Genomic DNA, 23,615 nt, shown 5'->3' on the forward strand with positions numbered 1-23,615 from the left:
GGCGGGCCCGGCGCCGCACCCCGCGACCCGGCGCCGGTATGCTCGCCGCGCGCCCCGTTAGCTCAGCTGGTCAGAGCAGTCGACTCATAATCGATCGGTCGCCGGTTCAAGTCCGGCACGGGGCACCCGCGCGCTCGGGACCGCATCCGCGGCGGCGGGGCCGGATCGGCCCTGCACGGGCGAGATCGACCGCGAGACGACGACGCCGATGACAGATCGACAGAGGTGGATGCGTGAGTATCAGTTCGGGCGGTGCGACCGTCGACGACGAGGACGGCACCTGGATCGTCTGGGGAGAGGTCGACGTCGCCGTCGCACAGGACGTCGGCGACATGCTCAAGGCGTCCCTGGACGGACACCCCAAGACGATCGACCTCCGCCGGGTCACCTTTCTCGACTCCTCCGGCCTGCGGCTGCTGCTCCTCGGGGGCACCGCCGAGGAAGGGCCGCTGCTCGTCGGCGCGCCGGCCGCCGTCCGCGACGTCATCACCCTCACCGGGCTCGAGCACACCGTCCGGTTCGCCGAGACCGAGCGCTCGCCGAACTCCGGGAACGACGACGCCTGACCCACCCCGCCGCCGGTCCTCCGGCGGCCGCCCGAACTCGCGCTGGTTCCTGGAGGAGAGTCCTTGGACGACACCGTCAACCCGTCCGTCGTGTCCGGCGTGCCGATGGCACCGCCGCCGACCGGGTACGCCCCCGTCGCGGAATGGGTCCTCGCCGACTCCGTCGAGCTCAGCAGGCTGCGCTCCGCCCTGGCCCGCATCGTCGGGTCCTCGGGCGACGGAGCCACCGCGATGCACGACACCGCCGAGAAGATCGTCCTGATCGCCTCCGAGCTGGCGACGAACGCCCTCCTGCACGGCCTTCCGCCGACCGTCGTCCGCCTGCTGCGTGACGAGCACACCTGGCTCCTCGACGTCGTCGACCACGACGCCGCCGGGGTGCCGAGGGTCGACGGCGGCCGCCCCCCGGGTCACGGCGGGCTCGGCCTCCTCATCGCGGAACGGCTCTCGGCCCACGTGGGGTGGTACACGTCCGGCCCCGCGAAGCACGTGTGGGCGACCTTCCCCCGCGACCAGCGGGGCTGACCTGCGAAGAGGCGGTGACGGGGAGCACGCGAACCGCTATTCTCCCGGGCCATGCTCCGTGTGCTGCCGATGCTGGCCTACCTCGCGCTCGTCGTGTACGCCCTCGTGGACGTCGTCCAGTCCGACGAGGAGGACGGCGGCGGCATCCAGAAGGGTTTCTGGATCCTCATCATCCTGCTGCTCCCGTTCGCCGGGTCGGTCGCGTGGATCGTCGTGAGCCGGCGTGCCCGGGCCGACCGCCGCCCCGCACCGCGGACCGGGTACCCCGCCGGGCCGGTGCCGCCCGCGCAGTACCCGGGGCGGCGGCGCACCTGGGAGGTCGACGAGACCGCCTCGGCCGACCCCGACGACGACCCCGAGATGCGGTGGCTCGTGGAGCAGGCACGCCTCAAGCGCGAGCGCGAGCAGGCCGCGCAGGAGCCGGCCCGGCCGGTGAGCGACGACGAGCAGAGCGCCGCGAGCTGACCCGCTGGGCTCCCGGACGAGCAGGTCCGCACGTCCTTGGCGGGGTCGCTACGGTGGCGCCATGTGGTTCCGCCGCTCCGCCCTCCCCGACGACCTCCGCCGAGCCCTCCCCCTGGCCCCCGGGGAGCGGGTCCTCGCGTCCGCGCAGCTCGCCGACGACCGCTGGGCCGTGGCGACGACGGCCGACCTGGTCGTCGTCGGCCCGGGCACGGGCGACCCCGTGGCACGGCGCCCGTGGTGCGACGTCGACCGCGGGGTGTTCGACCCCGAGCGGTCCGAGCTGGCGATCGAGTGGGTGGACGCCGCCCCGGACACCGTGCTGCGGCTCGTGGACGCCGAGCGCACCTCGTTCCCCCAGGCCCTGCGCGAGCGGGTCCAGTGGTCCGTGGTGCTGGCCGAGACTGTCGCGGTGCCCGGCGGCGACGTGAAGGTCGCCGTCCGGCGGACCGCGGACGGCCGGCTCTTCTCGCAGGCGGTCGCCGGGCAGGGAGTCGACCTCGACGACCCGAGGGTCGCCCGAGTGGTGGACGCCACGGAGTCCAGGGTCCGGGGAGCGTCCGGACTACCCGTGTGAGCCTGGTAATGTTCTTCCCGGTTCGAAGGCCACGTGCCGGACGACCGAGCGATCCCGCGTAGCTCAGCTGGCAGAGCATCCGACTGTTAATCGGACGGTCGTTGGTTCAAGTCCAACCGCGGGAGCAGCGAGAAAGGCCCCTGACCTGCGACGCAGGACAGGGGCCTTCGTCGTGCCCGGTCAGAGGGTGAGCAGGCGCTCCATCAGGTGCGGGGCGAGCGGCGCGTCGGTGGCGAGGACGACACGGGTGCGCGCGCCGGGCACGTCGGGGTACCCGGCGTACCGGCCGCGCAGGTCGCACACCGTCTGGCCGCGGCCCGGGCCGTCGGTGGCGTCGACGACCACGGGCACGCGCGGCGCCACGGTCGGGGTCACGCCGCCCACCGCGACTGCCGCGGCCAGCGGGTCGTGCAGCGCCGAGCAGCGGCGGCCGAACGTGGGCACGTGGAAGCCGAAGTACAGGTCCAGCACCTCGCCCAGCCGCGGGGCCAGCGCGGTGCCCGCCTCGAGCAGCGCCTTGCGGTCGGTCTCCTCGAGCAGGTTGGCCATCGTGACGTCGAGCGGCACCAGGGTGACGTCCCAGTCGGCGGCGAGCACCTCGGCGGCCGCCTCGGGGTCGCACGCGATGTTCGCCTCGCCGACCGGCGACACGTTGCCCGGGTGCAGGGCCGCTCCGCCCATGACCGTCACGTCGAGGACCCGCTCCGGGAGCGTCGGGTCGGCCCGCAGCGCGAGGGCGAGGTTGGTCAGCGGGCCGACGGCGACGACGCGCAGGTGCCCGGCGTGCTCGTGCGACAGGCGCAGGAGCAGCTCCGCCGCGGACCCCGCCTCGGGCGCTCCGCCGGAGGACGGGAGGACGACGTCGCCCACGCCGTTGCGGCCGTGGACGCCCGGCGCCCCTCCCCCGTAGACGCCCCGCAGCGGGTCGTGCGCGCCGACGGCGACGGGCACGTCGTCACGGCGCCCCAGCGCCAGGAGGTCCAGCGTGTTGGTGGCGGCACGCCGGGCGTCGACGTTGCCGCTGACGGTCCCCACGCCGACCAGCCGGATCTCGGGCGACGCGAGGAGGTAGGCGAGGGCGAGAGAGTCGTCGACTCCCGTGTCGCAGTCGAGGTACAGCGGTGCGGGCGTGGTCACGGTGCGTCCTTCCAGGTCGTGGGAGAGGTCCCAGTGTGGCCCATGACCTGCGGAAGCCCTGGCGGACCAGGTCGACGGCCGCCTCGGGAATACATGCCGCAGGCGCCCGGCTTGTGCCTCACGTGCCCACGACCGGTCATGCCTCTGTCGGCCTGCGCTCCGAGCGCGGCCCCATCCTGCTGTCCCTGATGCTCTCGACGGCGCTCGTCGCGCTCGACGCGACGATCATCGCCACCGCGTCGGCGACCATCGCGCGCGAGCTGGGCGGCTTCGACCAGCTGCCCTGGCTGTTCTCCACCTACCTGCTCGCCCAGGCCGTGAGCACGCCGGTGTTCGGGCGGCTGGCCGACGTGCTCGGCCGCAAGCGGCTGATGCTCGCCGGCGTGGCGCTGTTCTTCGCCGGGTCGGTGCTCGCCGGCGCGGCGCCGACGATGGGCGTGCTGATCGCCGGGCGCGTGGTGCAGGGGCTCGGCGCGGGCGCCGTGATGCCGGTGTCGATGACGATCGCCGCCGACATCTACACCCTGGAGGAGCGGGCGAAGACGCAGGGCTACCTCGCGTCCGTGTGGGCGATCTCCGCCGTCGTCGGCCCGACGCTCGGCGGCGTGTTCTCCCAGTTCACGAGCTGGCGCTGGATCTTCTGGGTGAACATCCCGCTGTGCGCGCTCGCCGCCTGGATGCTGGCGCGCCGCTACCACGAGGCGCCACGCACCGGCGAGCGGGAGCCGATCGACTACCTCGGCGCCGCGCTCCTCGCGGGCGGCAGCACGATGCTGCTGCTCGGCCTGCTCGAGGGCGGCACGCGCTGGGGCTGGGGCTCGCTGCCGTCGGTCGTGATCTTCGCCGTCGCGGTGCTGCTGCTCGCCGCGTTCGCCGTGCAGGCGCGCCGCACCCGGCACCCGATCGTGGACCTCGCCATCCTGCGCCGCCGGGTGGTGGGCGTGTCCACCACGGTCTCGCTGCTCGTGGGCGTGGTCGTGCTCGCCCTGTCCACCTACGTACCGATCTACGCCCAGGCGGTGCTGGGCACCGGCCCGCTCGTCGCCGGCTTCGCGCTGGCCGCGATGACCGTGGGCTGGCCCCTGTCGGCGTCCAACGCCGGCCGCCTCTACCTGCGGATCGGCTTCCGGTACACCGCGGTGATCGGCACGTCGCTCGTCGTGGTCGGCACGTCGCTCACGCTGCTGCTCGCCTCCGGGACGTCGGTGCTCGCCGTCGCGGGCGCCTGCTTCGTCATCGGCGCGGGCATGGGCCTGACGGCCGTGCCGACGCTCATCGCCGCGCAGTCGCAGGCGTCGTTCACCGAGCGGGGCGCCGTGACGGGCACCAACATGTTCGCGCGCTCCCTCGGGTCCGCGGTGGGCGTGGCCGTCTGCGGCGCGATCGTCAACGCGCGCACGACCCTCGGCCCCGACGGCACGCCGGTGGGCCCGGGCCTGATGTCCGCGATCCACCTCGTCTTCGTGCTCCTGGTGGCCGTGGCCGCGGTGCTGGTCGTGCTCGCCGCGCTCATGCCCGCCGACCTGCAGGAGGCCCGCGAGCGCCGCGCCCGCGCCGAGGCCGCCGCCTGACCGCTCACGGCAGGGCAGGCGGCGTCCAGCCCATGACGGCGCGGGTGCCGCGGGTGACCGCCGACGCCGGGGTACGGCGCATCAGGGCGTTGCGCACCCCCTGCCAGCGCGGCCCCAGGTGCGACCCGAACCTGCCGCTCACGACCGAGGCCCGCGCGAGCGCCCGGCAGCGCGGGCGGCGGGCGGCGTCGTACGCGGCGAGCGCAGCGCCGAGCGACTGCCCGGACGCCACGTTTGCAGCCACGATGCGCCCCACGCAGACGCCGTCCTCCAGGGCGGTGGCCGCTCCCTGGCCCATCGTGGGCAGGGTCGCGTGCGCGGCGTCGCCGACCATGACCACGCGCCCGCGCACGTAGCGCGGCAGCCCGCCGGGCAGATGATGCACGTCGTGGCGGATCACCGCGCCCGGCGGTGTCGCTGCGATCACGTGCTGCACCTCCGGCGCCCAGCCCGCGAACCGCTCGACGGCGGCCGCGTGCTCGTCGTCGAGGCGCGTGCCCTCCGGCATCGCCACGTACCCGTACCAGTAGGTGGCGCCGTCGCTGACGGGCATCGAGCCGAACTCCGCGCGCGCACCCCAGTACTGCCGCAGGCTCGGCTCGGCGGACAGCCCGGGGACGACGGCCCGCCAGCTCGAGAACCCCGAGTACGCGGGGAGATGGTCGGGGAACAGCGCCGCACGGACCGCGCTGCGTACGCCGTCGGCCCCCACGACGAGGTCGGCCTCGCGCTCGACCTCCGACCCCGCGCGGTCGGCGTGCTGCACGCGGGCCGGCGCGGCGGGGCCGCCGGCATCGACGGACGTGACGCGGGCGTCCGTCACGACGTCGACACCGAGCGCGCGAGCCCGCTCCAGCAGGGCGCCGTGCAGCCGCGCGCGGTGCACGCCGCGCAGCGCGGTGTCGGCGTCCGCGGCCGGGTCGTCGGGCAGGCGCAGGATCGACCGACCGTGCGCGTCCCACGTGCCCGCGGCCCAGGTGCGGGGGCCCATCGCCGCGACGGCGTCGCCGTCCAGCCCCAGCCCGCCGAGGGCGGCCACGGCGTTGGGGGTGAGCGCCACCCCCGCACCCACTTCGCCCAGCCGGTGCGCCCGTTCGAGCACCGTCGCGCCCCAGCCCGCCTCCGCCAGCGCGACGGCGGAGGCGAGCCCACCGATCCCGCCGCCGACCACGATCGCCGTCCCTGTCATACCGTCCTCGATCTTCCGCCTCTATACCACTACGTGCGTGGTGGTATAGATCTTGCCATACTGGCGCCCGTGCCCCGGAGCAACCCCGAACGACGCCGCGCGCTGACCGACGCCGCCGTCGGGCTGCTCGTCGGCGCGGGCGTCCACGGCCTCAGCCACCGGTCGGTCGAGCGCGCCGCCGGCCTTCCCGCCGGCACCGCCGCGAACTACTTCCGCGGCCGCGAGGAGCTGCTGGTCGCCACGGCCCAGCGAATCGTGGAGCTGCACCTCGCCGACGCCCGGGCCGCGACGGAGGCGTCCGTGACGGCCGAGCCGCTCGGTGGCGGCCGGCTCGCCGGCGAGGACGGCCGCGCCGAGACGCTCGAGCGGATGACCGACCTCCTCGCCGCCTCGCTGCTCGACGCCGCGACCCGGCACCGCGACCGCTACCTCGCGATCGCCGAGCTCCAGCTCGAGGCCCGTCGCCGGCCGGCGCTCGCCGAGGCCCTCGCCGGGCTGGCGACCCAGTCGTCCGACCTCACCGCGGCGATGCACGCGGACACCGGCCTCGATGTCGACCCGGCGGCCGTGCCCACGCTGGTCCTGCTCTACGGCGGGGCGCTGCTGACGCTGGTCACCGGCGCCGTCCCGGTCGACGCCGCCACCACCCGCCGCCTCGCCCGCGCCATGGTGCACGGCAGCCTCGCACCTTCAGGTCAGGCATGACCGTGCCCGTGACCGAAAACTCGTTGAGCTCGCGCCGCGCCCGCTGATAGCTTCGCGGAGGCCGTGCGAGACAGAGCAAGGAGGTGGTACCCGTGAACGGATCGACACAGGTGCTCCTCCGCGGAGTCATGGTCGGGCGATAGGTCGCCCGGGAGCGCCGTTCGCCAGCACTCCCGAGAGGCACGACCATGAACGCCACACCCAGCTCGTCCCTGACCTTCACCGCCGAGCAGCAGCTCGACGACGGCGTCCTCGAGCGCCGCTTCACCCTCGACGCCGTCCCCGGCGTGCTGTGGACGCCGGCGTCCGCCACGCCGGCGGACCCCGCTCCCCTGATCCTGCTCGGCCAGCCCGGCGGGCTCGCCCTGGACCGGATGTACCCGCGGCTCGCGGGACGCGCGCTGCACGCCGCCTCCGACGGCATCGCGACCGTCGCCCTGGAGGGCCCCGGCAACGGCGACCGGACACCGCTCCTGGGCGCCGACCAGGCCCGCGCGGACCTGCGGAGGGCGCTGACGGCCGGCGAGCCGGTCACCGACGACCTCATCGACCGCCTGGTGCTCCCGCTGGTCGACCAGGCGGCCCCGGAGTGGCAGTCCGCCCTGGACGCCCTCCTCGACCTGCCCGAGGTCGACGGGCCCGTGGGGTACTCGGGCGGGCTGATCGCCCTGGGCGTCCGCCTGGCGGTGGTCGAGCCGCGCCTCGTGGCCGCAGGGCTCTTCGCCGGGAGCTACGTCCCCCGGGCCACGTTCGAGGAGGCCCGACGTGTCACGATCCCCGTGCACGTGCTGCTGCAGTGGGACGACGAGGGCAACGACCGCCAGGCGGCCCTGGACCTGTTCGACGCCCTCGGCTCGGCGGAGAAGACGCTGCAGGCCAACCTGGGCGGCCACACCGGCGTCCCGGGGTTCGCCGGCGACGACGCGGCACGCTTCTTCGCCCGGCACCTGAGGTGACCCGACGCGACACCCGGCTCCCGTCCGCCGGCCGCTAGGGTCGGCGGATGGGAGTCCTGTCGGCACGGGGGCCGGAGCTCGCGCTCGAGACCGCACGGCTGCGGCTGCGACCCTGGCGCGTCCCGGAGGCCGCCGTCCAGCGCGAGCTGTGGGCCGAGCGCGACCCCCGCGTCCCGCCGCACCGCCGCCTCGACGAGGCGGACCGCCCCACGCTCGACGAGATGGAGGCGTGGATCCGCGACGGCTCCCGCGCGCCCGGGCTCGGCCTGCTGGCCGTGGAACGCCGGGGCGAGGGCGACGTGATCGGGTACTGCGGGTTGATCGACGGAGCCGTCGGGCCCCACGAGCCGGAGGTGGCCTACGAGCTGCTCCGGCGAACCTGGGGCGCCGGGTACGCGACGGAGGCGGCGGAGGCCGTCGTCGGCTGGGCGCGGGAGTCGGGTCATCGACGCCTGTGGTCGACCGTCCGCGACTGGAACGTCGCGTCCCTGCGGGTGCTGGCCAAGGTGGGCTTCGTGGCGTCCGGCCGCGTGGAGCCGGACGACGTCCACGGCGACACGCTGTTCCTGACGCGGAGTCTGTGACCGTCCAGGCAGGACGTCAGGACTCGCCGCGCTCCCGCAGCGTGCGGCGCTGCTGCTCGATGGCGAGCAGGTCGGTGAACGCCTGCTGGTAGGCCTCCGGGTCCTTCTCCTGGTCGAGGCGCTGCAGGCGGCTCTTCGCGTCCGCGATCCGGCGCGTGAGGCCGAGGTCCACGAGGGCACGCACGACGTCGGCCACGTACGCCCCGATGACCGACTCGCGGTCCTCCGGCACGGGCGCGACCGCGAGCTCCGTGACCAGCGGCACCACCGTCTCGGGCGCCTGCTCGGTCACGGTCTCCACCCACCGGCCCCCGCCCACCTCGCGGCCGGCCGCGACGCCGCCCGCGGCGCGCACGGCGTCGTGCACCGCACGCCAGGCGGGGACGCCGAACGCGTCGTCGCCGAGCTCGTCGAACGACGCCGGCACGTGCTGCGGGTACTGCAGGACGACGATCAGGGCCTGGCGCTCCAGCCGGGCCACGGGGTCGCGCGGGTCGGGCGCGGCGAGCACGGGCGTCGCCGGGGCGGCCTCGGGTTCCGGGCGCGCGTCCCGGCGCTGGTCCTGACGGGCGCCGCGCGACGGCGACGACGCGGCCCGCGCGACCTCGCGGCGGACGTCCTCCGTGTCGATGCCGATCCAGCGCGCGAGCGAGCGGGAGTACCCGAGCTGCATCGACCGGTCACGGATCCCCGCGACCAGCGGCGCGGCCGCGCGCAGGGCTCCGACGCGCCCCTCGACGGTGTCGAGGTCGAACGTGTCGAGGGTGGTGCGGATGACGAACTCGAACAGCGGCTGCCGCCCGTCGACCAGCGCCCGCACCCCCTCGGGGCCGCGGGACATGCGCAGCTCGCAGGGGTCCATCCCGCCGGGCTCGACGGCGACGAAGGTCTGGGCGTGGAAGCGCTGGTCCTCTCCGAACGCGCGCACGGCGGCCTTCTGCCCGGCGGCGTCGCCGTCGAAGGTGAAGATCACCTCGCCGCCCAGGGAGGCCCCCGACGCGAGCTGCAGCCCGCCGCCCGCCGTGGTGTCGCCGAGCAGGCGGCGCACCACCTTGGCGTGGTCGCCGCCGAACGCGGTGCCGCAGGTCGCCACCGCCGACTCCACCCCGGACAGGTGGGCGGCCATGACGTCGGTGTAGCCCTCGACGATCACCACGCGCTTGCCCTGCGCGATGGACTTCTTGGCCAGGTCGATCCCGTACAGGACCTGGGACTTCTTGTAGAGCGACGTCTCGGGGGTGTTGAGGTACTTGGGCCCCTGGTCCTCGTCGTACAGCCGGCGCGCGCCGAAGCCGATCACCGCGCCCGTGACGTCACGGATCGGCCACACGAGGCGTCCGCGGAACCGGTCGTAGATACCGCGCTGCCCCTGGCTGACCAGCCCCGACGCGACGAGCTCCGCCTGCGTGAAGCCCCGCCCCTGCAGGTGGCGCAGCAGCGCGTCCCAGCCCGTCGGGGCGTAGCCCACGCCGAAGTGCTCGGCGTCGGCCCGGTCGAAGCTGCGCTCGGCGAGGAACGCCCGCCCGGCCTGCGCCCCCGGCCCGAAGAGCTGCTCGGAGTAGAACTCGGCGGCCACCTTGTGCGCCTCGATCAGGCGCTGCCGCCTGCCCGGCTCCTCGCGCGGGCCGCGGTCGGCGGCCGCGCCGGTGCGGGAGTCCTCGTAGCGCAGCTGCACGCCCGCCCGGTCGGCGAGGAACTCGACCGCGTCCGTGAACCCCATCCCGTCGATCTTCTGGACGAACGAGATGACGTCGCCGCCCTCGCCGCAGCCGAAGCAGTGCCAGCGCCCGACGCCCGGCCGCACGTGGAACGACGGCGTGCGCTCGTCGTGGAAGGGGCACAGCCCCTTGAGGGAGCCGACACCGGCGGGCTTGAGGGTGACGTGGGCGGAGACGATCTCCTCGATCCGTGCGCGTTCCCGTACCGCCTCGACGTCCTCGCGCTTGATCAGTCCCGCCACGGGCCCGAGTCTATGCGCGCCCGGCGGCGACCAGGTCGGCCGTCCCCGCCGGACCGTCGGCGGCGGGCGACAGGGCGCGCTCGAGAGCCGCCCGCGACGCGGCGCACCGGCGACCGTAGGTGGCCGGCGGCGTCCCGAGGGCGCGCGCGAAGTCCGCGCTCAGGTGCGCCTGGTCGTAGTAGCCGACCGCGGCGGCGAGGTCGGCGAGGGGGCGCCCAGGGTCCGCCGCCAGCAGGTCGGCGGCCAGGTGCACCCGGTGGCGCTGCAGCACCCACTTGGGGCTGACCCCGACCCAGTCGGCGAACAGCCGCTGCAGCGAGCGCGGCGTCGTGCCCACCAGGTCGGCGAGGTCCGCGACGCCGGCGTCCGGGCCCAGCTCCCCCGCGACCACCGCGCCGAGCACGCGGGCGACCCGGTCGAGGGCGACGGCGGCCCGGGGCGTGCGCCTCTCGGCCGCCACGGCCCGCAGCACCGGGGTGACGGCCGCGACCGCTGCCGTGTCGTCCCCCGCGCGGGCGGCGGCCACCGCCCGGCGGCCGGCGTCCTCGACGTCGGCGGCGGACGGACCCCGCGGGCCGGGGAGCGCGACCCCGGCCGGCACCACGAGCCCGGGTCGCAGCGCGCCGGCGCCGCCGACCAGCACCCGCAGCGCACCGGGGCGCAGCTTGGTGCCCAGCACGGCGCCCGACCCCCGCAGGGTCCGCGAGAACAGACCGCCCGGGATCCCGTGCACGGCGAACCCTTCGGCCTCGGCCACCACGTTGGCGTTCGGGTGCGGGATCACCGCCTGCGTGAACTCCGCCCCGGGCGGCAGGTCCCAGCGGACCACCCAGTGGCGCTCCACGAGGTCGGCCAGGTCGGGCGCCGGGTCCAGGCGCACGAGCGCGAACCCGCCGCGCGCCGCGGCGGGATCGACCAGCCCTCGGGTGGACGCCGTCGGTCCCCGCGGACCGGCCCCGAGCACATCCGGTTCGAACACCTGTCGCATTCCTCCAAGACTGCCCCCACCCACCGACACCAGCATGGGGAACGCACGCCGGGACCGCCCGGACGCACGCTGGAGGGAGAACCATGGACCTGTCACCGCTGCACCCGAACCTCACGGTCGCCGACCCGCGCGCCGCGATCGACTTCTACGTCGCCGGCCTCGGCGCCGAGGTGATCGACACCATCACCGCCGGGGACGCGATCATCCACTCCGACCTGCGGATCTCCACCGCCGCCGGGTCGTCGACCTTCACCGTGGCCGCCGCGTTCCCGTCCGACGGCGCGGTGGCGCCCGAGGCCGACGGCGGGACCACCGGCTCGTTCACGCTGAACGTGGACGACGCCGACGCGGCGCACGCCCGCGCGGTCGCCGCGGGTGCGACGAGCACGCAGGAGCCCGGCGACTGGTTCCCGGGGTTCCGGCAGGCCGCCGTGCGCTGCCCGGCCGGGCACCGGTGGTTCTTCGCCCAGGTGGCCGACGACGTCACCGCCGCCGACGTGCAGCGTGCCAGCGACGCCTGGATGGCCCAGCAGCAGGGCTGAGGCTCGTCGGGCAGCGCGTCAGGCCCGGCGGACCAGCCGGTCGTGCCACTGCAGGGCCGAGACGTCGGTGAGCGACGCCACCTGGTCGACGACGACGCGCAGCCGCGCGGCGTCGTCGGCCGCGCTCCGCCAGTCGGCGGCGAACGGCGCCTCCAGGGCGTCGGGGGCGCGCTCCGTCAGGACGTCGACGAGCTCCGCGATGATCTCGCGCTGGGCGCCGTACACCGGCTCGGACTCGCGCGGCGCCATCACGTACGCGACCGCGACGCCCTTGAGGGCGAGGATCTCGTCGGCCGTCTCCTGCGGCACCACGAGCCGGGCCACGTAGCGGGTGAGAGGGCCGTCGCCGAACACCTCGCGCGTCGCGTCCTGCGCCGCCCCGCTGAACCGGCCGATGAGCTGGCTGGTCGCGTCCTTGAGGCGGGCGAGCGCCCGCCGCGAGCCGTCGAAGTCGGTCACCAGGTACCCGGTGTCGCGCAGCCGGCACAGCGCCGCGTCGATGGCGTCCGGCTCGTGCCAGCTCCCGTACCAGGCGCGCACGTGCGCGGCGACGCGCGCCCGCTCGCCCGCGTCGTCCAGCACCCGCAGGTCGAGCCGGCCGCCCACGACCGCGTCCTCGACGTCGTGCACGGAGTAGCTGATGTCGTCGGCGAGGTCCATGACCTGCGCCTCCATGCACCGCGCCCGCCCGCGCGGCGCGCCGCGGCGCAGCCACTCGAAGACCGGCCGGTCGTCGGGGTAGACGCCGAACTTCGGCGTGGCCGCGCCGTCGGGGCGCGCCGGGCCGGCGCCGAACGCCCACGGGTACTTCACGCTGGCGTCGAGGCTCGCGCGGGTGAGGTTGAGGCCGCGGGGCGAGCCGTCGCCGGCGAAGATCTTGGGCTCCAGCCGCGTGAGCAGCCGCAGCGTCTGGGCGTTGCCCTCGAAGCCGCCGATGCCCTCCGCCACCTCCGCGAGCGCGCGCTCCCCGTTGTGCCCGAACGGCGGGTGGCCGAGGTCGTGCGTGAGGCACGCCGTGTCCACGAGGTCCGGGTCGCAGCCGAGCGCGCGCCCCATCTCCCGGCCCACCTGGGCGACCTCGAGGGAGTGCGTCAGCCGCGTGCGCACGAAGTCGTCGCTGCCGGGCCCCAGCACCTGCGTCTTCGCGCCGAGACGGCGCAGGCCCGAGGAGTGCACCACGCGGGCACGGTCGCGCTCGAACGCCGTGCGGTGCTTCGACTTGGGCGGCTCCGGGTACCAGCGCTCGGTGTCCGCGTCGGTGTACGACCCGAGCCACTCCTCCGGCACACCGGGGTGCGCCGCGGGGCCCATCACCTCGGCGTCGAACGCGCCCTGCTCGAACGTCTGCACGCTGGCAGCCTAGCGATCGCCGCCGACGCGCCCGACCTCAGGACGACGTGACCGCCCGGCCGCGGTAGACAGCCGTCCGCAGCTCCTGCTCCCACTCCGCGTACCGGGGCATGCCGAGCTCGCGCGCCACGGCGAGCTCGGCCTCGACGTCGTAGGGCACGCGCACGTGCTGGAGGCCGAACGGCCCCGGCTCCGGGGAGCCCGCCACGCCCTCGAGGATCGCGTACACCGGGGTCGGGTCGTCCAGGGGGTTGCCCACGCTTCCGGTGTTGAACAGCGCACGGCCGCGGTAGGTCTCGAGGTAGGCGTCGTGCACGTCGCCGTACCCCACGACCGTGGGCTCGGGCCCCGGCCCGGTGAGGTCCGTCGCGGCGAACATCCCCGTGAACTCCTCCGGCGTGTGGTGGAAGTGCACGCGCGTGTGCACGCTCGTGGCCGACGCGTGGAACAGCCGCACCCGCCGGCCCGACAGCAGCAGGTCGTGGCTCAGCGGCTTGGCGCCGAGCCACGCGAGCTGGTCGGGGCGCAGCTCGTCGCGCCACCACACCATCTCCGGCGGCGCGGCGCCGTCGAGCCGCGGCAGGAAGTCGTCCCAGTTGCCGCGGACGTCCGCCTCGCACACCTCGCGCAGGCGATCGACGACGGCGCTCCCCCGCGGCCCCTTGCCCGCGTCGTCGCCGAGGTTGATCACGCGCGTGATCCCCCGCGCGGCGACGTCGGCGAGCACCGCCTCGAGCGCGCCGAGGTTGCCGTGGACGTCGGAGAGGACGGCGATGCGGTCCAGATCACGGGGCACGAGGGCGATGCTGCCAGACCAGCGGTCAGGCGAGCCGGACGACGGCGACGCCCGGGCCGTCGCCGGCGACGTCGAGGCCGTCCGCGGTCGCGCGGACGGCGACGCCGCCGTACAGCACCTCCGGCTCCGCGCCCGGCGCGAGCAGGTGGCCCGGCAGGCGCACGCCGGGCCAGGGCGCGCGGGCCAGCACCACGAGCACGCGCTCGTCCGGCGTCTCGCGCAGGTAGGCCACGGCGTCGTCGTGCACCACCGCCCAGCGCAGGCCGCCGTCGCGCAGGGCCGCCGACGCCGAGCGCAGCGCGGACAAGCGCTGGTAGACGTCCAACGTGGCCGTGTCCCACCGCGGGCCGCCGCCCCGCGCGGCCTGGTCCCACGCCATCGTCGTGCGGGCGTGCTCACCGTTGGTGCCGGTGGCGCCGACCTCGTCGCCTGCGAACACGACGGGCGCCCCCGGGTAGGTGAACAGCAGCGTCGCCGCCACCTCGACCAGCTCCCGCGAGCCGACGATCGAGCGCAGCCGCGGGGTGTCGTGCGAGCCCAGCATGTTCCACTGCGTGGCCGTCACGCCCCAGGGCACCAGGGCCGCGACCTCGCGCATCGTCTCCACCATCGCGGCGGCCGGGCGGCGGGGCACCGGCACGGGCAGGTCGAGGAACGGCACGTCGGACCCGGCGGGGACCAGCCACGACCAGGCGGGGCGGGTGAAGCCCGCGTAGTTCATGTTCGCGTGCCAGCCGTCGCCGGCCAGGTCCCCGGCGGCGTCGTGGAAGTGCTCCGCGACCAGCGCGCCGTCGGGCCGCTCCGCGAGGATGCGCGCGCGCAGCGCCCGCGCGACGGCGTGCGTGCGGTCCGCGCTCCCCCGCCGCCCGGTCATGTTGGCCACGTCCACCCGCCAGCCGTCGAGGGCGAAGGGTTCGCGCAGGTACCGCGCGATCACGGCGTCGTCCCCCGTGACCATGCGCCGCCACGTCTCGTCGGCCGCCCAGTCGAGCTTCGGCAGCGAGCCGTGCCCGAGCCAGCCGACGTACGGGTCGCCGCCGCCCCCGGACCGGTCGGGCCGCACGACGTCCGGCCCGCCGTCGTCCCACAGGTACAGGTCGCGCTCGGGCGACGCCGGGTCCGCGAGCGCGCGGGCGAACCACTCGTGCCCCTCGCCGGTGTGGTTGGTCGTCACGTCGCCCATGAGACGCATCCCGCGCGCGTGCACGGCGCGGGCGAGCCGCGCGTACGCCGCGTCGCCGCCGAGCAGCGGGTCGACCTGGTCGAAGGTGGCCGCGTCGTACCGGTGGTTCGACCGGCCCGGGAAGACGGGTGTCAGGTACAGCGTGCGCACGCCGAGCGCCTGGAGGTGGTCGAGATGCCCGACGACGCCGTCGAGGTCGCCGCCGAAGAGCTGCGTGCCGGCCAGCGGGCCGGAGCCGGCGGGCTCGTCGTCCCACGCGGCGGGGACGGCCCACTCCGGCGTCGGCCGGCCGTCCGCCGCGGCGGAGCGCGCGAACCGGTCGGGGAACACCTGGTAGGCGAGCCCGTCGCGCAGCCACGCCGGCGCCGGTGCGTGGGTGCTGAGCCGGAAGCTCGCGGCGTCGGGCACCTCGCGGTCGTGCACGCCGCGGCCGTCGAGCCAGCGGTAGCCGCCCGGCACGTCGAGGAAGAAGCGGTAGGACGTCACCGGGTGGTGCGCGACGACGTCGGCCGCGTACCAGTCCTCGTGCGCGTCGCCGCCGTCGCGGCGGGCGGGCAGCAGGCGGGGCTCGCCGTCGCGCACGGTCCGGACGCGGACGTCGCGCACGGCCGCGCCCTTCGGCACGCGCACGCGCACGGTGACCTCGTCGCCCAGCGCCGGCGTCGTGGTCGGGGCGAACAGGGCGGAGCCGTCGTGGTGCGGGGCGTCGAGCAGCGTGCGGGCGGGCCGCGCTGCGGGCCCGGTGGTCGACGCGGTCGTGGTGGTGGTCATGTCGTCCTCTCGTCGGTTCGGCGGGCGGGCCGCCGACCGGCGCGAGGACGGTTCAGCGGCGGCGGCGCCCGATCGCCCACCCGGCGGCGAGCGCGATCGCGATCCCGACGAGCTGACCGCCGAGGATCACCTTGTTGAGGTCCAGCACGGGGTGGTAGCGGGTGCCCTCGGCGGAGACCACGAAGACGCCCAGCGGCTTCACGCGCAGGCCGTAGCCCCCGCCGCCGCCACCGCCCTCGCCGTGCCCCTCGCCGTGGGCCTCGCCCTGCAGCTCGCCCTTGGCGTCGCCCTGGGCCTCGCCCGAGCCCTCGCCGTGCGCGGAACCACCGCCGCGGGGGTCCTCGCCCGCGGACGTCGCGCCCGCGTCGTCCGTGGGCGCGGCCGCGTCGGCACCGCCCGAGCCGACGCTGAACGAGCGGCGCCAGCCCGGCGACGAGCCCTCGCCGGAGCTCGATCCGGTCCCCCGCCCGGACCCGCTGCCGGAGCCCGTGCCCGCACCGTGCCCCGAGCCGTTGCCGGCGCCCCCGCCGGAACCGGTGCCGATCCCGCCCCACACCTTGGCGACGGGGATGACGAGCTGACCTTCGTGCTGGTAGGGCTCGCCGTACGCGCGGCGCACGGAGAACGAGTCGTCGGCGGCGTCGGTGAGACGCGCGAGGTCCGGGGAGTAGGAGCGCGAGTCGTCGGTCATGACGCCCAGGCTAGGACCGCGCTGTGGCGGCCGCCACAAGGATCGCGGGTGGATCGCAGGTCGATCCGCGCGAACCTCGTGGCGGCCGTCGGCCGGTGGAAGCCTCAGCCCTTGACGGAGCCCGCCGTCAGGCCGCCCACGATGTACTTCTGCAGGAAGAGGAACAGCGCGAGCACGGGGATCGCCGACAGCACGGCGCCCGCCGCGAAGAGGCCCCAGTTGGCCTCGAGCAGCGACGACACCCAGCCGTACAGCCCCACGGCCAGCGTCCAGTTCGACTCCGACTGGAGCACCACGCGGGCGATGATGAACTCGCCGAACGTGCTGATGAAGCTCAAAAGCGCCACCACGGCGAGGATGGGCGTCACCAGGCGCAGGATGATCGTCCAGTACACCTGGGCGTGCGAGGCGCCGTCGATCTTGGCCGCCTCGTCGAGCTCCCGCGGCACGGTGTTGAAGAACCCGTACATGAGGAACGTGTTCACGCCCAGGGCGCCGCCGAGGTAGACGCAGATCAGCGCGAGCTTGGAGTTCAGGCCCAGCGCCGGGACGACCTCCCCGAGGGAGATGAGCAGCAGGAAGATCGCGACGAACGCGAGCATCTGCGGGAACATCTGGATGATCAGCAGCGACGTCAGGCCCAGGCGGCGGCCGGCGAACCGGAACCGCGAGAAGGCGTACGCCGCCGCGGCCCCCATGAGCACGGTGCCCACGGCCGTCGCGACGCCGATGACGAGCGTGTTGCCCATCCACGTCCAGAACTTCGTGTCGCCCAGCTCGGCGTAGTTCACGCCGCTCACCTGCGCGAACAGCTGGTTCGACCCGGTGAGGGTGCCGGAGGGCGACAGCGAGGCCGACACGACGTAGACGATCGGGAAGACGGCGTACAGCACCGCCAGCACGCCGACGACGTGCCGCCAGCCCAGCTCCCGGGCCCAGCGGGCCGGCTTCATCCGGTGCCGCAGCACCTGCTCCCCCGCGCCCGTCGCCGCGGGCCGTCGGCGCGAGCTCGCGCGGTCGGTCGACGTCGTCATCAGCTCAGCTCCTCGAGCTTGCGGGTCTGGCGGAACGCGATGGCGGAGATGACCCCGACCACCACGAAGATCACGATGGACAGCGCGCTCGCGAGGCCGTAGTCGCGCGGCGCCGACCCGTCGAGCCCGGACACGTTGTAGACCATCGAGATGAGGATGTCCGTGTGCCCCAGCGGCACCGACGCGTCGTCGAACCGTGGCCCGCCGCCCGTCAGCATCTTGATCAGGGTGAAGTTGTTGAAGTTGAAGGCGAAGCTCGAGATGAGCAGCGGCGCGGTGGCCACGAGCAGCAGCGGCATCGTGATCGAGCGCCACGTACGCCACTTGCCGGCGCCGTCGATCCGCGCGGCCTCGTACACGTCGCCCGGCAGCGACTGCAGCGCACCCGTGCAGATGAGGAACATGTACGGGAAGCCGAGCCACAGGTTCACCCCGAGCACGGACAGCTTGGCGAGCCAGGGGTCGGTGAGCCACGGGATCGCCGCCCCGCCCAGCAGCACCTGGTTGATGACGCCGAAGCTCTTGTTGAGCATGCCGGACCACAGCAGGGCCGCGAGGAACCCCGGCATCGCGTACGGCAGGATCATCAGGGTCCGGTAGACCTTGCGCCCCTTCAGCCGCGGGTCGTTGAAGACCATCGCCAGGAACATGCCCAGCGCGAACGTCGTCACCACGGACAGCACCGCGAACGCGAACGTCCACAGCAGGATCTTGACGAAGGGGCCCGCGTAGCGCTCGTCGCCGAACGCCGTCGCGAAGTTCTCGAAGCCCACCGTGACCCGCCAGCCGACGGGCAGGGTCTCGCCGTCGGCAGACTCGAACTGCCCGTCGTCGTTCGGCGTGTAGACGACGCCGGTCGACGTGTCGGTCATCGTGTCGGCGGCCTCGTCGTACTCCAGCACCGGCTGGAAGACGTAGCCCGTGCGGGCGTCCTGGGTGCGCACCGAGCCGTCGGCGGCGTCGTCGGACACGGGCACCCGCAGCGTGGTGACCTCGTCCTGGCGCTGCAGCACGGTCGCGCGGTCGAGCACCGTCCAGCCCGGCACCTCCGCCACCGCGCCGCCCTCGAGCGTCGCGCCGGGCGCCGGCGCGAGCGGCTCCTCGGCGGTGCCGACCTCCGTGGCACCGTCCTCGACGACGGCGAAACCGAGCTCGCCGTCCCCGTTCTCCACGACCGTCAGCGGCAGCGCCGGCGACCCCTCGACGCGGCGCTCGTTCTGCGCCAGCAGTGCGTCGACCGCCTGCTCCTGGGTGGAGTTGTGGCCGTCGCCGTAGTTGGTGAAGGCCACGTAGCCGGTGTAGCCGACGACGTACACCTGGTAGACGAGCAGGAACGCCAGCCCCGGCAGGATGTACTTCAGCGGCAGGGCGCGCTTGGTGAAGTACACCCAGTTCGCGGCGACGAGCAGCGCCACCATGGCCGCGAGGATCCCCCACGACCCGGCACGCCACGCGGCGAGCACGCCGAAGACGCCGAGCGCGTCCACGAGCGCGATGAGCACGAGCTTGACGGCGAAGCCGGCTCCGGAGAAGGTCCCGGAGCCGGCCTCGGCGCCCTTGTAGCGGGCACGCGACATCAGCCGAGCGCACCCTCGATGTCGGAGACCATCTTGTTCCAGGCCTTGACCGGGTCGTCGGCCTTGCCCGAGATGATGCTCGCCTCGGTGACGCCCCAGAAGGACCAGACCGAACCCATCTCCGGGATGGACGGCATCGGCACGGCGGAGGCGCCGACCTCGCGGAAGCCCGCGACCAGCGGGTCCTCGGACGCGGCGTCCGCGGCCTCGACCAGCGCCGGCGGGCGGCCGCCGGCCTCGAACAGCGCCGTCTGCGCCTCGGGCGTCGACATGTAGTTGACGAGGAAGTCGTTCGCGAGCAGGGCGTTCTTGCTCTGCGCGCTCACGTAGAAGCCCTGGACGCCCACGAACGGCTGCGCGGGCTGGTCGCCCGGCGCCGGGATCGGGTCGACGGCGAGGTCGAGGTCCTTGAACTGCTCGAGCATCCACGGGCCGCCGATCACGAACGGCGACTGGCCCTTGGCGAACGCCTCGACCGCGATGTCGTAGGAGATGTCGATGCTGAGGTTGCCCTCCTCGCCCTGCTCACCGAGCCACGTGGCGAACGCCTCGCCGTTCTCGCCGCCGAGGGCGAGCTCCGGACGGTACGAGCCGTCGTCGTTCTGCTCGAAGACCGGCGCGCCGAACGACGTCTGGAACGGGTAGTACGTGTACGGGTCGCCCTTGTCGCCGTCCGACTGGATGAGGAACGGGAACTTGGTGTCGGCCTTCTTCCCCGCGGCGACCATGTCGTCGTAGGTCGTCGGGGCCTCGGGCGCGAGCTCCGTGTTGCGGATGAGCGCGATGTTCTCGATGGCGTACGGCAGGCCGTAGACCTGGCCGTCCTGGGTGAACGCCTGCACCGAGACCGGGATGAAGTCGCCCGCCTTGTCGCCGAGCTCGATCGGCGCCACCACACCGTTGGCGGTGAACTCGCCGAGCCAGTCGTGGGCGCCGACGGTGATGTCGGGGCCCTCGCCCGTGGGGACCTGGGCGAGGAAGTCGGCGCGGATGTCCTCGAAGTTCTTCTGGACGATCTCGACGTCGACGCCGGACTCCGCCTCGTACGCCTCGGCGGCCGTCGTCACCGCGGCCTCGCGGGTCTCGTCGACCCAGACCGTCAGCGAGCCCGAGGCCGAGGGCTTGGCGCTCGCGTCCTCGTCGGCGCTCGAGTCGCCGCTCGGCTCGCCGCTGCCGCACGCCGTCAGGGCCAGTGTGGTGGCCAGGGCCGAGGCGAGAAGGATGCTCCTTCGCATCGTGGTTACTCCCAGCTGTCATCGGTGGACGGCCCACGCGGCGCTCTCGTCGCGGGGCCCTTGATGCCCACAACGTACGGACCGTTGCAGCGGTATGCAAGATCTTGCGATAACTTTTCAGCAACGCGCGGCAACGAGGAGGCATCGCGCAGGCGACCGGCGGCCGACCGCCGGCGTCCCACCCCAGGACGAGGAGGTCCCGTGTCCCCTACGATTCCTCGGGTGCGAACCCGACTGAGCGACCTGGCGGAGCAGGCAGGCGTGTCGACGGCCACCGTCTCCCGCGTGCTCAACGGCAAGCCCGGCGTGGCCAGCTCCACCCGGCAGGCCGTGCTCGCGGCGCTCGACGTCCTCGGGTACGAGCGCCCGTCCGTGCTGCGCGGCCGCTCCGCGGGACTGGTCGGCCTCATCGTCCCCGAGCTGACCAACCCGGTCTTCCCCGCGTTCGCGCAGGCGATCGAGTCGATCCTCGCCCAGCGCGGCTACACCCCGTTGCTGTGCACGCAGGCGCCGGGCGGCACCACCGAGGACGAGTACGTCAGCACGCTGGTGGACCACTCGGTCGACGGCATCGTCTTCGTCTCCGGCCTGCACGCGGACACCCGCGCGGACCACACCCGGTACTCGATGCTGCGCAGCCAGGGCGTACCGATCGTGCTGGTCAACGGCTACGCCCCGGGGATCGACGCCCCGTTCGTGTCTCCCGACGACGCCGCCAGCGTGGACGTCGCGGTGCAGCACCTGGTCACCCTCGGGCACCGCCGCATCGGCCTCGCGATCGGCCCCGAGCGCTACGTCCCGTCGCGCCGCAAGCTCGCCGCCTTCCTCGCCGCGCTCGTGCGTCACGGTCTGGCCGACGACGAGGCGACGGCCCGGGAGCACGTGCGCTCCAGCCTGTACACGCTCGAGGGCGGGCGGGCCGCGGCCGCCGAGCTCGTCGACGCGGGCCACACCGCGATCGTCTGCGCGTCGGACCTCATGGCCCTCGGCGCGGTCCGCGCCGCCCGCTCGAAGGGGCTGTCCGTGCCCGACGACGTGTCGGTCGTCGGGTACGACGACGCCCCGCTCATCGCGTTCACCGAACCTCCCCTGACGACCGTGCGGCAGCCGGTCGAGGCCATGGCCCGGGCCACCGTGAGCGCCCTCCTCACGGAGATCCAGGGCGAGCAGGCGACGCGCACGGAGCTGCTGTTCGCGCCGGAGCTGGTCGTGCGCGGCTCGACGGGGGCCGCGCCGAGGGGCTGACAGGGGTCATTTCGGGGGGTGGTGCTGCAACCCTTGCAGCAACGCTTACACTCGACGGTCTGACACGGATCGACCGACCGTGCCGACCCCCGGACCCCGATCAGGTGAGGAAGCCAGCGATGACCTCCACCCAGCCCATCCCCGCCGCGGCCACGGTCGACGGCGCGGCCGACGACCTGCTCCGCACCGGCGCCGTCGTGCACGCCGGGAGCGGCGTCGCGCGGCAGTGGTGGCGCGACGCCGTGATCTACCAGGTCTACCCGCGCTCGTTCGCCGACGCGAACGGCGACGGCATCGGCGACATCCCCGGTGTGACCGCCCGGCTGGACCACCTCGAGACGCTCGGCGTCGACGCCGTCTGGCTGTCCCCGTTCTACCGCTCCCCGCAGAACGACGCGGGCTACGACGTCGCCGACTACCGCGACGTCGACCCGCTGTTCGGCACCCTCGCCGACTTCGACGACCTGCTCGCCGGCGCCCACGCCCGCGGGATCCGCGTCATCGTCGACCTCGTGCCGAACCACACCTCCGACCAGCACGCCTGGTTCCAGCAGGCGCTCGCCGCCGCCCCCGGTTCCCCCGAGCGGGCGCGGTACATGTTCCGCGACGGCCGCGGCGCCGACGGCTCGCAGGAGCCCAACAACTGGCAGTCGATCTTCGGCGGCCCCGCCTGGACGCGCGTCACCGAGGCGGACGGCACCGCCGGACAGTGGTACCTGCACCTGTTCGACTCGACGCAGCCCGACCTCGACTGGACCAACCCGCAGGTGCGCTCCGAGTTCGAGGACGTGCTGCGGTTCTGGCTCGACCGGGGTGTCGACGGGTTCCGTGTCGACGTCGCGCACGGCATGATCAAGGCCGACGGCCTGCCCGACTGGGACGGGCACGTCGAGATGGTCGCCGGCAGCGCGGACGATGCCGACGACGCCCCCGTCACCGACCCCGGCGCCCCCGAGGACGGCTCCACGGGCGCCGGCAACCAGGGCCCCATGTTCGACCAGGACGGCGTGCACGAGATCTACCGCGCCTGGCACCGGGTGCTCGCCGAGTACGACGGCGACCGCTGCCTCGTCGCCGAGGCGTGGGTGGAGCCGCTGAGCCGCCTCGCCCGCTACGTGCGCCCCGACGAGATGCACCAGGCGTTCAACTTCTCGTTCCTCACCACCGGCTGGGACGCCGCCGCGCTGCGCACCGTCGTCGAGGCGTCGTACCGCGCGAACGACGAGGTCGGCGCGCCCACCACCTGGGTGCTGTCCAACCACGACGTCGTGCGCCACCCGTCGCGCCTCGGTTCCGCCGACCCGTCGCTCAAGGTCAACGGCGTCTTCGCGACCGACCCCCAGCCCGACGAGGAGCTCGGCCTGCGCCGCGCCCGCGCCGCCAGCCTGCTCATGCTCGGCCTTCCCGGGTCGGCCTACCTCTTCCAGGGCGAGGAGCTCGGGCTGCCCGAGCACACCTCCCTGCCGAACGAGGTCCGCCAGGACCCGGGTCACTTCCGCACCGGCGGCGCCGAGGCCGGCCGCGACGGCTGCCGCGTGCCGCTGCCCTGGGCGGCCGACGCCCCCGGGTTCGGCTTCGGGCCGGCCGGCGAGCCGTGGCTGCCGCAGCCCGCGTCGTTCGCGCGCTACGCCGCCGACGCGCAGTACGGCGTCCCGGGCTCGACCTTCGAGACCTACCGTGGCGCCCTCGCGCTGCGCAAGGCCGAGGGCCTGGGCCAGGGCGCCCTCGCGTGGCTGGACGCCTGGTCCGACTCGCCGCACGTCGTCGCGCTGCGCAACCAGGACGTCGTCGTGGTGGCGAACCTGGGCACCGAGCCGGTGCTGCTGCCCCGCGGCGCGAAGGTGCTGCTCGCCTCCGGGCCGGTCATGACCGATCGTTCCGCGGACCCGCAGACGCGCGTCCCCGCCGACACCACGGTCTGGCTCCGCGCCTGACGGCCCCGCCGAGGTAGCACGAGAACTGCCGAGGTAG

The 23,615-nt window shown here is 74.5% G+C and carries 22 protein-coding genes and 2 tRNA genes; 13 read left to right on the forward strand and 11 right to left on the reverse strand.

The window, feature by feature from the left end; genetic code table 11:
- The first annotated feature begins 51 nt into the window (after positions 1–51).
- The 6 genes from ACFQ8E_RS07920 (at position 52) to ACFQ8E_RS07945 (ending at position 2,255) form a co-directional block, all read left to right on the forward strand.
- A tRNA-Ile gene (locus tag ACFQ8E_RS07920) sits at positions 52–125 on the forward strand.
- A gap of 108 nt (positions 126–233) precedes the next feature.
- Positions 234–566: an STAS domain-containing protein gene (locus ACFQ8E_RS07925; RefSeq protein ID WP_430550029.1), complete on the forward strand. Its 333-nt coding sequence runs from the start codon at positions 234–236 to the stop codon at positions 564–566.
- 63 nt (positions 567–629) lie between these two features.
- Complete coding sequence (locus ACFQ8E_RS07930) at positions 630–1,091, forward strand: ATP-binding protein (RefSeq protein WP_430550030.1); 462 nt, start codon at positions 630–632, stop codon at positions 1,089–1,091.
- Positions 1,092–1,142: 51 nt separating this feature from the next.
- A complete protein-coding gene (locus ACFQ8E_RS07935) occupies positions 1,143–1,556 on the forward strand; it encodes a PLD nuclease N-terminal domain-containing protein (RefSeq protein ID WP_430550031.1) in 414 nt (137 codons plus the stop codon).
- Positions 1,557–1,617: 61 nt separating this feature from the next.
- A complete protein-coding gene (locus ACFQ8E_RS07940) occupies positions 1,618–2,130 on the forward strand; it encodes a hypothetical protein (protein ID WP_430550032.1) in 513 nt (170 codons plus the stop codon).
- 52 nt (positions 2,131–2,182) lie between these two features.
- A tRNA-Asn gene (locus tag ACFQ8E_RS07945) sits at positions 2,183–2,255 on the forward strand.
- 55 nt (positions 2,256–2,310) lie between these two features.
- Here ACFQ8E_RS07945 and ACFQ8E_RS07950 read toward each other — a convergent pair.
- Positions 2,311–3,267, reverse strand: a complete 957-nt coding sequence (locus ACFQ8E_RS07950) for a nucleoside hydrolase (RefSeq protein WP_430550033.1) — start codon at positions 3,265–3,267, stop codon at positions 2,311–2,313.
- A gap of 122 nt (positions 3,268–3,389) precedes the next feature.
- Between ACFQ8E_RS07950 and ACFQ8E_RS07955 the strand changes: the two genes are divergently transcribed.
- Entirely contained in the window at positions 3,390–4,838 is a 1,449-nt protein-coding gene (locus ACFQ8E_RS07955; protein ID WP_430550034.1) for an MDR family MFS transporter, read from the forward strand.
- A gap of 4 nt (positions 4,839–4,842) precedes the next feature.
- Here ACFQ8E_RS07955 and ACFQ8E_RS07960 read toward each other — a convergent pair whose 3' ends face one another.
- On the reverse strand, positions 4,843–6,027 hold the full coding sequence (locus ACFQ8E_RS07960) for an FAD-dependent monooxygenase (RefSeq protein ID WP_430550035.1): 1,185 nt from the start codon (positions 6,025–6,027) through the stop codon (positions 4,843–4,845).
- 69 nt (positions 6,028–6,096) lie between these two features.
- On the opposite strand from ACFQ8E_RS07960, the gene ACFQ8E_RS07965 reads away from it, so the two are divergent.
- The 3 genes from ACFQ8E_RS07965 to ACFQ8E_RS07975 all read left to right on the forward strand — a co-directional run bounded on the left by ACFQ8E_RS07965 (position 6,097) and on the right by ACFQ8E_RS07975 (position 8,272).
- Positions 6,097–6,732, forward strand: a complete 636-nt coding sequence (locus ACFQ8E_RS07965; protein ID WP_430550036.1) for a TetR/AcrR family transcriptional regulator — start codon at positions 6,097–6,099, stop codon at positions 6,730–6,732.
- Between the two features lie 188 nt (positions 6,733–6,920).
- Positions 6,921–7,688 (forward strand): alpha/beta hydrolase, encoded by a 768-nt coding sequence (locus tag ACFQ8E_RS07970; RefSeq protein ID WP_430550037.1) that lies wholly within the window; start codon positions 6,921–6,923, stop codon positions 7,686–7,688.
- A gap of 47 nt (positions 7,689–7,735) precedes the next feature.
- Complete coding sequence (locus ACFQ8E_RS07975) at positions 7,736–8,272, forward strand: GNAT family N-acetyltransferase (RefSeq protein WP_430550038.1); 537 nt, start codon at positions 7,736–7,738, stop codon at positions 8,270–8,272.
- 16 nt (positions 8,273–8,288) lie between these two features.
- Here ACFQ8E_RS07975 and dnaG read toward each other — a convergent pair whose 3' ends face one another.
- Complete coding sequence (gene dnaG, locus ACFQ8E_RS07980; RefSeq protein ID WP_430550039.1) at positions 8,289–10,232, reverse strand: DNA primase; 1,944 nt, start codon at positions 10,230–10,232, stop codon at positions 8,289–8,291.
- A gap of 10 nt (positions 10,233–10,242) precedes the next feature.
- Entirely contained in the window at positions 10,243–11,211 is a 969-nt protein-coding gene (locus tag ACFQ8E_RS07985; protein ID WP_430550040.1) for a helix-turn-helix domain-containing protein, read from the reverse strand.
- 92 nt (positions 11,212–11,303) lie between these two features.
- On the opposite strand from ACFQ8E_RS07985, the gene ACFQ8E_RS07990 reads away from it, so the two are divergent.
- A complete protein-coding gene (locus tag ACFQ8E_RS07990; protein ID WP_430550041.1) occupies positions 11,304–11,762 on the forward strand; it encodes a VOC family protein in 459 nt (152 codons plus the stop codon).
- A gap of 18 nt (positions 11,763–11,780) precedes the next feature.
- Here ACFQ8E_RS07990 and ACFQ8E_RS07995 read toward each other — a convergent pair whose 3' ends face one another.
- The 7 genes from ACFQ8E_RS07995 to ACFQ8E_RS08025 all read right to left on the reverse strand — a co-directional run bounded on the left by ACFQ8E_RS07995 (position 11,781) and on the right by ACFQ8E_RS08025 (position 20,399).
- The gene (locus ACFQ8E_RS07995; protein WP_430550376.1) at positions 11,781–13,073 is read right to left on the reverse strand and encodes a deoxyguanosinetriphosphate triphosphohydrolase; all 1,293 of its coding nucleotides are present in this window, start codon (positions 13,071–13,073) and stop codon (positions 11,781–11,783) included.
- A gap of 76 nt (positions 13,074–13,149) precedes the next feature.
- A complete protein-coding gene (locus ACFQ8E_RS08000) occupies positions 13,150–13,908 on the reverse strand; it encodes a metallophosphoesterase family protein (RefSeq protein WP_430550042.1) in 759 nt (252 codons plus the stop codon).
- A gap of 25 nt (positions 13,909–13,933) precedes the next feature.
- Positions 13,934–15,862, reverse strand: coding sequence for a glycoside hydrolase family 13 protein (locus ACFQ8E_RS08005; RefSeq protein WP_430550043.1), 1,929 nt, complete (start codon positions 15,860–15,862; stop codon positions 13,934–13,936).
- Positions 15,863–15,914: 52 nt separating this feature from the next.
- Positions 15,915–16,553: a hypothetical protein gene (locus tag ACFQ8E_RS08010; RefSeq protein WP_430550044.1), complete on the reverse strand. Its 639-nt coding sequence runs from the start codon at positions 16,551–16,553 to the stop codon at positions 15,915–15,917.
- A 104-nt stretch (positions 16,554–16,657) separates the two neighbouring features.
- Entirely contained in the window at positions 16,658–17,587 is a 930-nt protein-coding gene (locus tag ACFQ8E_RS08015; protein ID WP_430550045.1) for a sugar ABC transporter permease, read from the reverse strand.
- Entirely contained in the window at positions 17,587–19,164 is a 1,578-nt protein-coding gene (locus ACFQ8E_RS08020; protein WP_430550046.1) for an ABC transporter permease subunit, read from the reverse strand. The genes ACFQ8E_RS08015 and ACFQ8E_RS08020 overlap by 1 nt, the downstream gene beginning before the upstream one ends.
- The gene (locus ACFQ8E_RS08025; RefSeq protein WP_430550047.1) at positions 19,164–20,399 is read right to left on the reverse strand and encodes an extracellular solute-binding protein; all 1,236 of its coding nucleotides are present in this window, start codon (positions 20,397–20,399) and stop codon (positions 19,164–19,166) included. The genes ACFQ8E_RS08020 and ACFQ8E_RS08025 overlap by 1 nt, the downstream gene beginning before the upstream one ends.
- Positions 20,400–20,621: 222 nt before the next feature.
- On the opposite strand from ACFQ8E_RS08025, the gene ACFQ8E_RS08030 reads away from it, so the two are divergent.
- A complete protein-coding gene (locus tag ACFQ8E_RS08030; protein ID WP_430550048.1) occupies positions 20,622–21,644 on the forward strand; it encodes a LacI family DNA-binding transcriptional regulator in 1,023 nt (340 codons plus the stop codon).
- A 119-nt stretch (positions 21,645–21,763) separates the two neighbouring features.
- A complete protein-coding gene (locus tag ACFQ8E_RS08035) occupies positions 21,764–23,578 on the forward strand; it encodes a glycoside hydrolase family 13 protein (RefSeq protein ID WP_430550049.1) in 1,815 nt (604 codons plus the stop codon).
- Positions 23,579–23,615: the final 37 nt, after the last annotated feature.

It is taken from the genome of Isoptericola sp. NPDC056573, assembly GCF_042793335.1.
In the GTDB taxonomy this organism is placed as follows: Bacteria; Actinomycetota; Actinomycetes; order Actinomycetales; family Cellulomonadaceae; genus Isoptericola.

Coding starts and splice junctions, on each gene's coding strand:
- ACFQ8E_RS08035 (WP_430550049.1), top strand. CDS start 21,764: ATGACCTCCACCCAGCCCATCCCCGCCGCGGCCACGGTCGACGGCGCG.
- ACFQ8E_RS07990 (WP_430550041.1), top strand. CDS start 11,304: ATGGACCTGTCACCGCTGCACCCGAACCTCACGGTCGCCGACCCGCGC.
- ACFQ8E_RS08020 (WP_430550046.1), bottom strand. CDS start 19,164: ATGTCGCGTGCCCGCTACAAGGGCGCCGAGGCCGGCTCCGGGACCTTC.
- ACFQ8E_RS07935 (WP_430550031.1), top strand. CDS start 1,143: ATGCTCCGTGTGCTGCCGATGCTGGCCTACCTCGCGCTCGTCGTGTAC.
- ACFQ8E_RS07970 (WP_430550037.1), top strand. CDS start 6,921: ATGAACGCCACACCCAGCTCGTCCCTGACCTTCACCGCCGAGCAGCAG.
- ACFQ8E_RS08010 (WP_430550044.1), bottom strand. CDS start 16,553: ATGACCGACGACTCGCGCTCCTACTCCCCGGACCTCGCGCGTCTCACC.
- ACFQ8E_RS08015 (WP_430550045.1), bottom strand. CDS start 17,587: ATGACGACGTCGACCGACCGCGCGAGCTCGCGCCGACGGCCCGCGGCG.
- ACFQ8E_RS07995 (WP_430550376.1), bottom strand. CDS start 13,073: ATGGGCCCCGCGGCGCACCCCGGTGTGCCGGAGGAGTGGCTCGGGTCG.
- ACFQ8E_RS08005 (WP_430550043.1), bottom strand. CDS start 15,862: ATGACCACCACCACGACCGCGTCGACCACCGGGCCCGCAGCGCGGCCC.
- ACFQ8E_RS07940 (WP_430550032.1), top strand. CDS start 1,618: ATGTGGTTCCGCCGCTCCGCCCTCCCCGACGACCTCCGCCGAGCCCTC.
- ACFQ8E_RS07975 (WP_430550038.1), top strand. CDS start 7,736: ATGGGAGTCCTGTCGGCACGGGGGCCGGAGCTCGCGCTCGAGACCGCA.
- ACFQ8E_RS07960 (WP_430550035.1), bottom strand. CDS start 6,027: ATGACAGGGACGGCGATCGTGGTCGGCGGCGGGATCGGTGGGCTCGCC.
- ACFQ8E_RS08025 (WP_430550047.1), bottom strand. CDS start 20,399: ATGCGAAGGAGCATCCTTCTCGCCTCGGCCCTGGCCACCACACTGGCC.